Raw genomic sequence first — 13,323 nt, 5'->3', positions numbered from 1 at the left:
GTGCCATCACAAAAAAACCAGAAATTCTGCTACAATCGACGAATACGTGTGTAAACCGAAACCGATTGGAGAATACGATATGAAAAAAAGGCTTGCAAACGCCTCTCCTCTGACCTTATTTTTGTACGCCGTTTTGCTGCTCAGCTTTTTGGCCTCGGTCTATTTTATTCAGCACAACCATGGATTTTACGACCAGCCGATTGCGAAGATCACCAAAGCAACTGTTGAAGAAACGCAGGAACTGTCGGATATTTACGGCAATGACGATGTGCTGTATACCCAGCATCTTGAAGCTACGGTCCAGAACGGCGAATACAAAGGACGGACGCTCGAGCTCGACAATGAATTCTCTTTATCCGGCGGTAACGATCACGAGTATAAGACTGGACAGGACTTGTTCGTCTTTATCGACAGTGCGTCCGCAGACGAAGCAGCATTGTCAGGCACGATTGATAACGTGAAACGCGATCAATACGTTCTGGCCATTACTTGGATTTTTATCTTGGTGCTATTGGCCATCGGGAAAAAACAAGGCTTTTACTCGATCGTCAGTTTGGCGCTCAACGCCGTAATTTTGTCCTATGCACTGGACATTTACATCCGCACAGAGAACGCCAATTTGCTGTTGATCGCGAGCGTCAGTGTGTTCTTGTTCACGGTCACTTCGCTCCTGCTCGTCAATGGCTTGAATGAAAAAACTTACGCGGCGATTGTTTCGACGATGCTCGGTGTTTTTGCTGCCTTATTGCTTGCGGCTTTTGCCATTTGGACATCCGGCGGCAATGGCTTGAATTACGAGGAAATGCAATTTCTTTCGCGGCCTTATGAAGTCGTCTTCATGGCTGGCTTGTTCATCGGTTCGCTTGGTGCGGTGATGGATGTCGGCATCACGATGTCGGCGTCGATTTTTACGCTTTATGAGAAAAATCCGGACATCTCCCTCGAAGCGATGAAAACATCCGGTATCGAGATCGGCAAAGACATCATGGGCACGATGGCGAATATTTTGTTTTTCGTCTATATTAGCGGGTCGATTCCGATGCTGCTGCTGTACTTGTCGAACGGGGCGACGTGGCCGTTTTCTTTCTCGATCACTTTGTCGCTCGAAATTGCCCGTGCGCTTGCGGGGGGACTGGGCATCGTCTTGACCATTCCGATCGGCATCTTCACGTCCATTTTTTTCATTAAGAGAAAGAGGGCTGCCCAATGAATGTACTGGTTATTTTAGCGGTCATGCTGTGCATGGCGATGGTGATGATTGGCGGGAAAAAAGGCGCGATTTCGTTTCTTAGCCTATTTCTTAATTTCCTGGTCCTACTCGGCACGGTTTATATGATGAACGATCCCGCCAATGACCCGATTTTATGGGTGATTATCGCTTGCGTCATCATCAGCTGCATCAATTTGTTTTTTATCAACGGCATCAACACGACGACACTCGCAGCTTTCCTGTCGACCGTCATCACGATGGTCGGGCTCTTGCTGTTTATCTTGTTCATGAGTGATGTGACGATGATCAATGGGTTTGGCGAAGAGGAAGTCGATGAACTGAGCTTGCTTTCGCTTTATATCGGCATTAGTTTTGCCGAACTCGCGGCAGTTGTCATCATCATTAGCACAATCGGGGCAATCACCGATATTTCCATCTCGATTACTTCGCCCATGCGCGAAGTGTATCTCCATAATCCTGGCATGAGCCGCCGCGAGCTTGTGCAGGCTGGGTTTGCCATTGGCCGGGATTTGCTCGGCACGAGTACCAACACTTTGTTTTTCGCGTTTTTCGGCAGCTATCTCGGATTGTTGATTTGGTTTAAAGATTTGTCTTATTCACTCGGCGACATCGTCAATTCGAAAATTTTCGCCGCCGAAATGCTGACCATTCTTTGTGCCGGCATCGGGATTGCCTTGGTCATTCCAGTCGCTTCTTGGATTACGGCTTTTCTGCTGGTGCGCAAAAAGTGAACTAGAGCCCTCTATTCCATTTTAAAACCCCTGTGGAAATCTAGTTGATTTCCGCAGGGGTTTTTGTCTATCACCTAAAGGGCTTTTTCTTAGTGGCTACCCCATTTTTTTCATTTTCTTGCCTTTATTGTTGCAATGCTTTCTCGCATGCGTGCGTTTCTTGTGTTTGCCGCCTGTTCCCTTATTTTGGCTCGCAGCCATCAAAAACCCGAGCCCCGTCATCATAAGTGGAAGCAGCACGATGAGTTCAATTGGAACGAGTGGACGGTAAACGGTTTTGTCTTCTGTCACTTCGTAAACGCCGAGCGGTTTGACTGAAAAGGAACCTCCTGCCCCTTCCCCGTGACCGCCAGCTGCTTCCTCTGGATTGCTGTGTCCTTCCTCCCCCGACACCGGTCCATAGCCACCACCTGCGCCTGCACCGACACTATACCTGAGTCTTGCGACGGGAATAATGGTCTTGCCCTGCATCTCGATCGGGTCGCCGTAGACGAGCGACACATCGCGTGCAGTTGAAAACTTTTCAAAAATCGGGCGGACCGGAGACGATTGAAACGGAAACATTTCTTTTTTCTCCATGCTCTACACTCCTTTTTTGACGATGATTTTCTGTGGGATTGGCTGCAGAAAGGACAAGCGGCATGCATAGATTCCTGATGGATGGTTCCTCCTATACATTCGCTCTCCCAAATACTAACCCTCTATTTTTTCGTGATGACTTCGATTTTAACGCACGAAAAAACGCCCGGATGTTCTCCGGGCGCATTTGTTAAAAGATCCTTCTTTTCCATAGAGAGACGGCGATCACAATCATCAAAATGGCTGATAGGGCCAGTGTTGTAATCCATGAACCCGGCTCCTGGCCGGAAATCGGCAAAGCGACATTCATGCCGAAAAAGCTGAAAATTAAAGTCGGAAGAGTCAGGAAAACCGTGAAAAGGGTCAGGGTTTTCATCGTATTGTTCAATTCATTCGAAATGAGTGAAGAATACGATCCCGTAATGCTGTCCAAGATTCGGGTATACAACTCGGTCGTTTCAATTCCTTGATTGTTTTCGATTTTCACGTCTTCTAACAAGTCTTCGTCTTCTTCGTATAATTTGATGGAATGGCTGCGGAATAATTTTGTAATCACATCCCCATTCGCTTTCAGTGAGGTGAGAAAGTAAACCAAACTTTTTTCAATTTCCATGATGTTGTAGAGTTGTTTGTTCGTTAACGAGTCTTGCAAGTTTCTTTCTATTTTGAGGCGTTGCTTGTTCAGATTCTTCAACTTCATTATGTATTGTGTGGAAATCGCCAACAACACTTCGAGGGCGAAGCGGTTTTTCATCGACGTGTGCACTTGTTTTTTGATGACGTTTTCAATCGTGTTCGTCTTTTGACTGCAAACGGTGACGATGAAGTCTTCCCCTAAAATAATGCCGATTGGAATCGTAATATACGAGTTGAGTTGCGGATTGCTTTCATCCGCAATCGGGAGGTCGTTGACGATCAAGGTGCAATTCGTCTCTTCGTCGTATTCGATCCTTGCACTTTCTTCCAAGTCTAGTGGATCTTCCAAAAATTCAATCGGAATCGTGCATCGCTCCGCTATATCTTGGATTTCTTCTTTTGACGGTGCCACCATATTGACCCAGCATTTTTTCTCAAACGCCTCAATTTTTTGTAAAGCCCCGCTAGCAGAGGATTTGTAAATAGTAATCATGCGCGATCCCCTTTCGTTTCGTCTTTGAATGCCTTAGCTATTTAGGCATTTCCGTAATTGTGCCTGTTATGGCGATGGTCTTCTAGTCCCTTACCACTTTACCCAAAATGGCTTCAATTCTAACCAACGCCTGCCATTCAGGAGTTTCCGATGAGCCGAAAAAACATAGCTAGTGACAAAAAAAGCTGTTTGGGGTTTTCCCAAACAGCTTTTTCTCTTCACATATGTGCAATGGCTTCAAAGGTGACGGCATGCTTTGCGTTTTTCGGATATTGCCCGTACTCGTAATTGGACGACACGATAATGTCCTCGAAGCCTTGGCTGCCAAGTAACAACTTGAACTCCTCGACACCGTACCAGCGCATCGGGAAGCGCTCGAGTTCGGTCTGGACGAGTTTGCCGTCCTGCCATTTCTCGTAGCGGTTATGCGATACGGAATATTGCTTGATCCAATCCACTTCGACGGTCTTGCTCTCGAGCGTGATCACTTCGCCGGCTTTCGTCTGCCAGCTCCGCGTTTTCGGCCGATCGATCTCGAAACCTTGCGGAACATACAAATCAATCAGCAAACGCCCACCTGGCGAGAGATGCTTGCGAAAGTTTTTCAAGGCTTTGATCGCTTGTTCGCGTCCAGCAAGCAACTGAAACGTTCCCGCGGGCAAGATGACCGCATCGTATTCGACATCGATACGGAAGGTTTCCATATCCGCTTCAAATAATTTCGGATGCAAACCGCGTTCTTTGCAATGGCTGCGGCAAATATCGAGCATTTCAGATGAACTGTCGAAGCCGTCGATGTGCAGGCCGTCTTCTAAGAGCGGTACGAGCAATCGCCCGGTTCCGGCAGCGGGCTCTAAAATGCGCCCTTCAGTTGAGGCGAGCCGCTCCCTGTAAAATTCGACATCGCCAAACGATTTGCCAATCGGCTTATCGAGGTCGTACACTTCCGCAGACAAGGAACTATAATAGCTAAGCATGACACCCCTCTTTTCCTAAGAAAGTATGAACAATCCGTAAAGCGCCAACACCAAGTTTGGCAGAGCGAACAGCACAAGGTTTTTCACTTTAGCGTTGCGCGCCTGCTGTGCCCGGCGGCGTTCAGAGCTCGTGTTGAATGATGATTTCACTTGTTTACCCGCTGTGATGGACGAAACGACCGCCCAAACGAGTGCGATGACAGCGACAGCACCCGCAATTGGGAACAATAGCGACCAGTCATCAGCCAAAAAAGCGATGAGTGCGACAAGGCCTGAGACGGCAAGGCCGAGTAGAAAATGCTTCATAATAGTATTCCTCCTGTATTTCTAGTTTCCTCTTTATTTTACTAAATGAGCAGGGCTGTGGGAAACATTGCGCAAAAAAAGATATGGGAACTTTAGTTGCCGTTTTCAGCACGCCATTCCGAATTCAGCATGCCGTAGACGACACTGTCGACGAAATGATCGTACAGCCATTCGCCATGCCGAATTGTGCCTTCTTCTGTAAAGCCGAGGCGCACCGGGATATTGCGGCTTTTGTGATTGCCGGCCGCTGCACGGATTTCGACTTTGTTGAGGCCTCGCTCTGTTAGCGCATAGTCCGTCAATGCTCCCGCCACCCTTGTCATGATGCCTTTGCCCTGGAACTCGGTGTCGAGCCAATAGCCGATATAGGCCGTTTTTTTCGCTTCATTGATTTCGTTGAAACCGGCGATTCCTGCTATTTCGCCGCGGTAGACGATCGCACAATTCAAGCTGTTGCCGAGCGCAAAGTTCTCAGCGCCAGACTGGATGAAGTTTTTCGTATCTTGGGCACTGGTCGTATGATCGAGCCACGGAAGCCATTCTCTCAATGCGTTTCTGGAGCGATCGGTCAGTTCAAAAATCCGCTCTGCATCGGTCAGCTCGACCAGCTTTAATGATAACTCCTCATCGATTTTATGAATAAACATGGCATTCTCCCCTTTTCCTGAATTATCCATAAGCGTAGCACATTCTGTATCTGACAAAAAGAAATTTTGAGGTCTTTAAAAGACGCAATTTTCAGTTTAAAAGAGTAAACTAGAAGAAACTAGAGCGAACGGAGTGAAGGATCATGTTTGGGCTCTTTATCGTCCTCGTCGCTTTGATGGCCGTGCTGATCATCCTATGTCTGTTGTTGTTTTTCATTCGCCATAAACCGCATACATTGCCCGCTCTACATCATGAGGCGCAATTGCTGAGAGAACGTTTTTCGCGCGGGGAACTGACGGAAGACGCCTTCCGCAAACGCATGAAGGAGCTCGAACAAAAGCCGCAACAAGACAAATCCGCTTAGTAGCTGCAAACCATTGTTTAGTTTCCTGCCAGTCGGGAAATCCAAGGAATAAGCGAACGAACATATTTCTTATGGGAGGTTTTACACAATGGTAGAACATGCAAAACACGCAGAACTATCGAAGACGCTCCATGACTGCATGGTGGCGTGCAATCATTGCTTTGATGCTTGCCTGAAGGAAGACGACGTAAAAATGATGGCCGAGTGCATCCGGCTCGACCGTGAATGCGCTGACATGTGTGCATACTTGGCACAAGCTATCGAACGCAACTCGCCATTCGTTTCGCAACTTGCGAAAGTGTGCGCGGAGATTTGCGAAGCGTGCGGCAACGAGTGCAAAAAACACGACCATGATCATTGCCAAAAATGCGCGGAAGCTTGCCTGAAATGCGCAGAAGCGTGCAGACAAGTAGCATAAAAAAACGCGTCCGGTTGAATTCCCGGGCGCTTTTTCATGGAAGAAATGAGGAGACAAGATGACAAAACGTGTATTGGTCGTCGGCGCCGGTATCGGCGGATTGACGGCCGGATCCTTACTAGCCAAAGAAGGCTATGACGTAACCGTGCTCGAAGCTGCGGCAGAACTCGGTGGCTGCGCCGGAAAATACCAGCGCAAGCCGTATTTGTTTCCAGTCGGGGCGACACTCGGCATGGGGCTTGAGGCAGGTGGTATTCATGAACGTGTCTTCCGCCATCTTGGGAAGCCGATGCAACTCGAACCGCTCGAACGCGTGATGGAAATGGTTCATCCGTCGGGAACGTTCGTTTTTCATAAAGACCGCAGAAGGCATGTGCGGGAACTCGCTGCGCAGTTCCCTGAGCATCAAACCGCGATTCTGAAGTTTTACGCAGAACTGTACCAAACAGCGCGCATCACACGAACCTTGATGGGACCGCTTCCTGCGTTGCCACCAGCGAATGCGCGAGAATGGGCGGCGCTTACGAAAGCTTTGCGCCCTGTTCATATGCGTCTATTGCCGAAATTTCAACTAACGCTCGGGCAAGTGTTGAAAAAGCACGGCCTCCACGAACTCGATGCGTTTCGCCATGTGCTCGATGGATTGTTGATCGACAGCATGCAGACGACGACAGAAGAGGTCTCCTATTTGCTGGCGGCGGTAGCGCTCGATATTTACCACGAAGGTGCGTATTACGTTCCAGGCGGCTTGTTCCGTTTCGCAGAAGTGATGGCCGACAGCATTAAAGAAAACGGCGGCCAGGTAAAAAAGCCGCGCACCGTACAGACGCTTGAACACCAAAATGGCGTCTGGCATGCCAGCGACCAGCGGGGCAATACCTATGAAGCAGATGCCGTTGTCTTCAATGCACCGATTCAGTTATTGACTGAGCTCTTGCCAGTCGATCACCACCACCGGTTAAAACGCCCGCTGCAAGATGGCATCGAAACCGAAACCTGGACGACTTTGACGTTGTACTTGGCAATCGATGCGGGAAAACTCACCGAGCCGCTTCCGGAATTCCGCCAGCTCTCAAGTGGAGCGGCTATGGACGAAGGACATCATTTCTTCATGTCCGCTTCGCGCCCTGATGACCGGTTGCGCGCGCCTGAAGGTTTCCAGACCGTAACCATCTCGACGCATTCCAGACCTCATCATTGGCAGTCGCAAGAAGATTACGAAGCGATGCGCACCGAGCTTTCAGAGCGCATGCTCGAGTTGATCGAACAACATATCCCAGGCTTCCGCTCAGCGATCGTCCATTTCGAAAGCGGTGCGCCTTTTGCCTGGCAGCATTACACCGGACGGCCGAACGGCTATGTCGGCGGCTTCGCGCAAACTTTGGATGCCGCCTTATTCAAATCCATCTCGCATCATAGCGGCTTGCCGAGACTGTATTTGACCGGCGACCATATCTTTCCTGGTGGCGGCACGATTGGTGTCGCTGCGAGCGGCATTCATTGTGCGCGTTCGATTTCCGGAAAAGCTTTGCTAACGTAAAAAACACCCGCCTTCCAATTCGGAGGCGGGTGTTGTGCGTTATATATCCTGTTTCGGCAGGCGGATGCTGACGTTCGTGCCCTGGCCGACGGTAGAATCGATTGCTAGCGTACCGCCGTGCAATTCGATAATTTCGCGGACAATCGACAGGCCAATGCCAGCCCCGCCGCCTGTCCGGGTACGTCCTTTATCGGCACGATAAAAGCGTTCGGCTACATGCGGCAAATGTTCTTGCGCAATGCCGATTCCTGAATCGATGACTTCAAGCAACGCTTCTCCGTTGGCATCCGACAGCCGAACTAAAATCACGCCTGCTGGATCGGTATAGGCGATCGCATTATCGAGCAAGTTGATGAGCACTTGCAGGAGCCGGTCGCCATCTCCTTTGACCAATAATTCTTCATCCAATTCCGCGCGGACGCGGAGCTGTTTTTTTCGCCATTTCACTTCGGTTTTTCCAACCGCTTCCCGGACGATTTCAGCCAAAGCGAGCAATTCGCTCTTCAATTGCCCGGTGCCGCCTTCAAGCCTCGTTAAATCGAGCAATTGATTGACGAGGCGCTCCATGCGTTCCGATTCGCTGTATACAATCGCGGCGATTTCCGCTTGGTCATCAGCAGGCTGTTGGAGCAGTTCGCTATAGCCTTTGATATAGCTGAGCGGTGTCCTCAATTCGTGAGAGACGTTTTGCAGAAATTCGCGTTTATCGTCGTCTTGCGCTTGGATTGAAGCGGCCATCTTCTCAAATGAACGCGCCAGCTCCCCGACTTCATTGTCGGCCGTGACGCCTGTGTTCCCTTCAAAATGCCCCGCAGCCATGCGTTCGGCAGAAGCTTCGAGTGCTTCAAGAGGCGCAGTGTAGTCGATTTGAATTTGCCGACGGATCAGCAATAACGCAGCGAGCGCCAAGACCCCTGCTGTTAGGAGCACTGGCAGGACATTGAGGAACGCCTGCAATAAATCGGACACTGGCCGGTAGACGAGCGCGACGGCTGTTAATTCACTGCCAGTGAGCACTGGCACCGCAGCACCGATCAAATCCGAACCGAGATAGGCATTCTGGCGTTCGATGATAACCGTCTCGCCTTGGGACAAACGCTCACGCTCTCTGAAAGTGATGACGACGTCTTCTTCAGGCGCCTGCAGCGGCAACGCCGAGCCGAGCACCATCGGATCGTCAACGGTCACCGCATCAAGACCCGCTTCATCCAAAAACGAATGGATTGTATCAAGCGATTGCCCATCGTTTTGATAGGTATTTGCCAATGCCTCCGCCATCTCCACGAGCTGTGTGCGTTCGCTATCGACATAGACTGCCTCGTACACCGAAATCGCCGCAAAGGCCAAGAGTGCAAGACCCGCAGCACTAATGCCGGCGAACAGCCACCATAGTTTCGCATTGATTCCCGTCATTCCGCCACCACCTTGTAGCCGAGGCCCCACACCGTCTCGATCGCAGAACCGGCATCGCCGAGCTTAATGCGCAAAGTCTTGATGTGAGTGTCCACGGTACGTGTCGTCACATTCAAGGCTTGCTCGCCCCATAACTTTTCCATCAATTGCTCGCGTGAGAATACTTGCCCGGGATGCGCCAAAAACAAGGCCAATAAATCAAATTCCTTGCGGGTGAGCGTGATCCCCTTGCCATCCGCCGTCACTTGGCGCATGGCTTCATTCAATTCGATGCGGCCATTGCTCAGAACCGGTTCCGGTTTGAAAGACGCCCCTTTTGTGCGCCTCAAAATCGCTTCGATGCGCGCCAGCAATTCGCCACGGCTGAACGGCTTGATCAAATAATCATCGGCGCCTGCTCTGAGCCCCCGAATTTTATCGGCCTCGCTGCCGGCAATCGCCGTCAGCATCAAAATCGGCACCTCCGAAAACTCTCTCACCTGCCGGCATACCGTAAAGCCGTCCTGCCCGGCCATCATGATATCCAAAATGACAAAGTTGACAGTCTCTGATTGGATTTTCTCGATGCCGGATTCGCCAGTCGGCGCCTGTAAGACCGAATAACCGGCATCCTTTAATGTCCGTGTAAGCAAATCGCGCATCGTCTGTTCATCGTCGATTACGAGAATGTTCATCGCTGCGCCTCCCTTACGGCTAGTGCGTGCGGACCGGAGGATACAGGGATTTCGGATAGCTTTTCAAATTCATCCGTATCGATGACCGTGATGGTGTCGCCGTCAAGACTGCTGATGTATAAGCGGCTGTCGGAGAGCCCGCCATAATAAGGATTGTCCGCGACAGAAAGCCTGCCTTGTTCTTCAAGATCCTCATCGAGCGCGACGACTTCGTGCGAACCGTGATTCAAAACGTAAAAGGCATCGTCGCCTGACAGCACGTCAATCGGCATCAAGCCCACTTCGATGCGCTCCGTTATTTTCTCATCTGCCAGCGAATAACGGACCACTTCCCGGTTCAATTCACCGTTCGGACCGTGGCCGCCAACCAATAATTGGCCACCCGTATAGGCAATCCCGTTCGGCCGGTCAATGATGTGGTAGCTCTCCATGATGTCCAATGTTTTCGGATCCAATGCTTGCACGCTGTGGCCGTAGACATTCGCGACGAAGATTTGGCCATCTCCGTACGCCAAGCTTTGAGGATGTTCATCCGTTTCGGCTATTGCTTCGACCGCAAATGGCTCAACTGAAATTCTCGACACGCGATCTTCTGTCGCGTGCGCCGCGTACAACTCGCCGTCCACTTCCAAAAGTTTCGAAATGCCCATGCCGACTTCACCTATGGCTTCAAGCGTTTGCGTCTCGAAATCGAATGCGTACAATTGCTCTTCTTCTACTGACGACAACACGAGCCGGCCGCTGACCATCGCCATGTCTGATGCGATAAACGGCAATTCCAATTCCCCGATAATGTCTTCAGAATCTGCATCAATAATCGTTAACAGCGGCTGCTTTAAATGTGCCACGACAATCAGCTCTCCCCCGTCATCCGGAAATACATATAATTCTTTCTCCGTACAGCCCGCAAGCAATGCCACCAGCAACAACCCGGCGATCCAACGCTTCATAATCCCTCACCCTTTTTTCAATTGCTGATGAAAGTATACACCGAAATTGTGAAATCCATTTGAAATCCACCCTGTAGACAGTAAAAAACCGGAAGGCACGCCTTCCGGTTTGGGCATTATTGCTGAACTTGCCCCGCATTTAACATTTGTGTCCAGTTGTCACCAGCGTCCTGTGTCATCCAAGCATGGCCTTTGGCTGTATAAATCGCCAGCTGCTCCGGCTTTTTTGGATACTGCGCGATGTAAACAACGCCGTCTTCAGTCATGTCCGGCAAGGAAATTTCCTGCTCATCCCCTGACAGGTCACGTTTCACGAGTTTCGCGTCTTCACTATATGTGCCGTAATAAAGCGCGGCTTCACTGAAAAATGCGGCGGTCCCGAGTTCGTCTTCTGTGATGCGCGAAAAACTCTCGCCGCCGTCTTCCGACCAAAAAATTCCCTGGTTCGATGCCGCCGCGATCATCATCGAATCATCGGGATGCATCGCGAGATAGGCTACTTTCCCGTCCAAACCTTCTGCCGCTGTCTGTTGCCAGGTTTTTCCGGCATCGTCGCTCCGATGGAAGCCGGCAGCGAGTTTGGAATTCGGCTGCGGATTGAAAACGAACAAATTGTTATTGTTGTAAGAAACGGCCATTTCATGAAAATCTGTTTCTCCTTCAAATCCAAGATCTTCGAAAGTTTCGCCTCCGTCGTCACTGCGTTTGATGCCGAGCGGGTTTTTCATGCCGGATTGCATGTCAGGATGTCCTGACGAAACAAAACCGGTCGAGGTCGCGTTAAAGCCCATAAAATCATGGTATTGGTCTTCGATTTCTGTCCATTCACCACCGCGGTATACTTTTAAGCCTTCATGTGAAGCGAAATACAAGCCGCCGTTTTCTTCGATATAGCCCATGCCATGCACATGATCCATGGTACCCTCGAACGGCACTTCTAGCTCCATTGCTTCACTGTCCACAGCCGTTTGCGCTGTTTCTGTTTGTTCAGTGGATTCTGCTGACTCTGGTGTCTCTTCAGATGCCTCTTGGCTCGTTTCTGCACCACAAGCTGAAATGAGTAGCCCAGCTGCCATGACCGGCCATATCCAAGTTTTTTTCATCGCTCGATCTTCCTCTCTACTATATTGTTTCTATCGTTTCACTGCACGAATAAAAGGTCAACTAATTGAGCAGAATGATGCAGTAGTGTCACAACTTCACCGCCGATTCCTGACGCCCATTGTCTATCGCCAATACATCGTTTAGCACCGGTTCTCTTAACATCCACATTTGTCTTTACGTTTCAAGACAGCGATACAGGGAATACAATTGGGTAAAAATAATTTCATGAAAGGAGCTGGATCTTTATGAGAGAACTGATCGGATTGCTGAAATTTGGATCCCAATCCGCTTTATGGGCCGCTATTATCAATACCGTTGTTGCCATCATTAAAACGGCTGCCTATCTTATCACGGGAAACGTCGCGATGTTTGCTGAAATGATGCATAGTTTCGGCGATGCCGCTAACCAATTCTTCGTATTCATCGGTTCCGCGCTCAGCAAAAAAGAACCGACAGAACGATTTCCTGGTGGATTCGGACGTTTGGTGAACCTCGTATTGCTGGGGGCTGTTCTGGTCGTTGGGGTACTGGCCTATGAAACGATTGTAGAAGGGATTCATCACATATCCAATGCCACCCATTCCGAGGATTGGTTCTGGCTAAATATTGGCGTACTCGGCACAGCCGCCATTCTGGAAGCATTCGTCCTTTACAAAGCGATGAAAGAAATCACGGAACATTTGCCGAAAGAACAGATCAGCGGCTTTAAGATTATTCCGATGAGCTATAAGCACGCCAAAGAAGCAAAACCGGCCACTAAGCTGGTGTTCCTGGAAGATAACGTAGCGGTTGGGGGTGCTTTATTGGCGCTAGTGGCGATTGTCATCTCTACTTATACGCCGTTCCATAGCGCTACCGGCTATGCCTCTATCCTAATCGGGATCTCACTTGTAGTCGTTGTGGGCCGGATTTTCCTGGATAATGCAGCCGGCGTACTCGGTGTAGCAGATCTTGATTTACAGGCACGCATTGGCACGAAACTCATGGAACATCCACATATTCAGGATATTCAGGATCTTCATGCCATTAAAGAAGGAGATAGCCTTCACATCGAACTTCGCGTCGAAGTCGATTCAGCGATGACCATTGAAGAAGCGGACGATATCCGGGATTATATCGAAGAAAAACTAAAAGAAAATATAAAAAATGTGACAGATGTCATTATCGAGTTTGATGAAGACGACGGCAAAGCCACGTGGACCAAGCCGCAAGAATAAGATAGAAAAGCCGCCAGGAGAATTCCTGGCGGCTTTCTTTTG

Annotated in this window: 15 protein-coding genes; 6 read left to right on the top strand and 9 right to left on the bottom strand. The window is 49.7% G+C overall.

Annotation, left to right across the window (positions count from 1 at the left end; all coding sequences use genetic code 11):
• Window positions 1-79 precede the first annotated feature (79 nt).
• Window positions 80-1,210, top strand: coding sequence for a YibE/F family protein (locus BBI11_RS03160; RefSeq protein ID WP_068460545.1), 1,131 nt, complete (start codon window positions 80-82; stop codon window positions 1,208-1,210).
• Window positions 1,207-1,962 (top strand): YibE/F family protein, encoded by a 756-nt coding sequence (locus BBI11_RS03155; RefSeq protein WP_068460543.1) that lies wholly within the window; start codon window positions 1,207-1,209, stop codon window positions 1,960-1,962. The genes BBI11_RS03160 and BBI11_RS03155 overlap by 4 nt, the downstream gene beginning before the upstream one ends.
• Before the next feature lie 96 nt (window positions 1,963-2,058).
• On the opposite strand, the gene BBI11_RS03150 is transcribed toward BBI11_RS03155, so the two are convergent.
• From BBI11_RS03150 to BBI11_RS03130, 5 genes are all read right to left on the bottom strand, one after another.
• Complete coding sequence (locus BBI11_RS03150) at window positions 2,059-2,541, bottom strand: spore germination protein GerW family protein (RefSeq protein ID WP_068460542.1); 483 nt, start codon at window positions 2,539-2,541, stop codon at window positions 2,059-2,061.
• 190 nt (window positions 2,542-2,731) lie between these two features.
• Window positions 2,732-3,670 (bottom strand): magnesium transporter CorA family protein, encoded by a 939-nt coding sequence (locus BBI11_RS03145; protein ID WP_068460541.1) that lies wholly within the window; start codon window positions 3,668-3,670, stop codon window positions 2,732-2,734.
• A 218-nt stretch (window positions 3,671-3,888) separates the two neighbouring features.
• Window positions 3,889-4,647, bottom strand: coding sequence for a class I SAM-dependent methyltransferase (locus BBI11_RS03140; RefSeq protein ID WP_068460538.1), 759 nt, complete (start codon window positions 4,645-4,647; stop codon window positions 3,889-3,891).
• A 15-nt stretch (window positions 4,648-4,662) separates the two neighbouring features.
• The gene (locus BBI11_RS03135) at window positions 4,663-4,953 is read right to left on the bottom strand and encodes a DUF5316 family protein (RefSeq protein WP_068460536.1); all 291 of its coding nucleotides are present in this window, start codon (window positions 4,951-4,953) and stop codon (window positions 4,663-4,665) included.
• Window positions 4,954-5,045: 92 nt separating this feature from the next.
• A complete protein-coding gene (locus tag BBI11_RS03130; RefSeq protein WP_068460534.1) occupies window positions 5,046-5,600 on the bottom strand; it encodes a GNAT family N-acetyltransferase in 555 nt (184 codons plus the stop codon).
• A gap of 143 nt (window positions 5,601-5,743) precedes the next feature.
• Between BBI11_RS03130 and BBI11_RS03125 the strand changes: the two genes are divergently transcribed.
• The 3 genes from BBI11_RS03125 (at window position 5,744) to BBI11_RS03115 (ending at window position 7,923) form a co-directional block, all read left to right on the top strand.
• A complete protein-coding gene (locus tag BBI11_RS03125; protein WP_068460533.1) occupies window positions 5,744-5,965 on the top strand; it encodes an SHOCT domain-containing protein in 222 nt (73 codons plus the stop codon).
• A gap of 88 nt (window positions 5,966-6,053) precedes the next feature.
• The gene (locus BBI11_RS16220; protein WP_083388992.1) at window positions 6,054-6,383 is read left to right on the top strand and encodes a four-helix bundle copper-binding protein; all 330 of its coding nucleotides are present in this window, start codon (window positions 6,054-6,056) and stop codon (window positions 6,381-6,383) included.
• A 58-nt stretch (window positions 6,384-6,441) separates the two neighbouring features.
• Window positions 6,442-7,923, top strand: a complete 1,482-nt coding sequence (locus tag BBI11_RS03115) for a phytoene desaturase family protein (RefSeq protein ID WP_068460529.1) — start codon at window positions 6,442-6,444, stop codon at window positions 7,921-7,923.
• A 39-nt stretch (window positions 7,924-7,962) separates the two neighbouring features.
• Here BBI11_RS03115 and BBI11_RS03110 read toward each other — a convergent pair whose 3' ends face one another.
• The 4 genes from BBI11_RS03110 to BBI11_RS03095 all read right to left on the bottom strand — a co-directional run bounded on the left by BBI11_RS03110 (window position 7,963) and on the right by BBI11_RS03095 (window position 12,063).
• Complete coding sequence (locus BBI11_RS03110; protein ID WP_068460527.1) at window positions 7,963-9,336, bottom strand: sensor histidine kinase; 1,374 nt, start codon at window positions 9,334-9,336, stop codon at window positions 7,963-7,965.
• Window positions 9,333-10,010, bottom strand: coding sequence for a response regulator transcription factor (locus BBI11_RS03105; RefSeq protein WP_068460525.1), 678 nt, complete (start codon window positions 10,008-10,010; stop codon window positions 9,333-9,335). The genes BBI11_RS03110 and BBI11_RS03105 overlap by 4 nt, the downstream gene beginning before the upstream one ends.
• Window positions 10,007-10,960 (bottom strand): YncE family protein, encoded by a 954-nt coding sequence (locus BBI11_RS03100; RefSeq protein ID WP_068460523.1) that lies wholly within the window; start codon window positions 10,958-10,960, stop codon window positions 10,007-10,009. Before BBI11_RS03100 ends, BBI11_RS03105 begins: the two co-directional genes overlap by 4 nt.
• A gap of 116 nt (window positions 10,961-11,076) precedes the next feature.
• Window positions 11,077-12,063, bottom strand: a complete 987-nt coding sequence (locus BBI11_RS03095) for a F510_1955 family glycosylhydrolase (RefSeq protein ID WP_068460521.1) — start codon at window positions 12,061-12,063, stop codon at window positions 11,077-11,079.
• A gap of 246 nt (window positions 12,064-12,309) precedes the next feature.
• On the opposite strand from BBI11_RS03095, the gene BBI11_RS03090 reads away from it, so the two are divergent.
• The gene (locus BBI11_RS03090; protein WP_068460518.1) at window positions 12,310-13,281 is read left to right on the top strand and encodes a cation diffusion facilitator family transporter; all 972 of its coding nucleotides are present in this window, start codon (window positions 12,310-12,312) and stop codon (window positions 13,279-13,281) included.
• Window positions 13,282-13,323: the final 42 nt, after the last annotated feature.

Origin of the sequence: Planococcus maritimus (genome assembly GCF_001687625.2) — a bacterium.
Taxonomy (GTDB): domain Bacteria; phylum Bacillota; class Bacilli; order Bacillales_A; family Planococcaceae; genus Planococcus; species Planococcus maritimus.
Note: the sequence above shows the minus strand (reverse complement) of the source record. Positions and strands in the feature narration are given on the sequence as shown.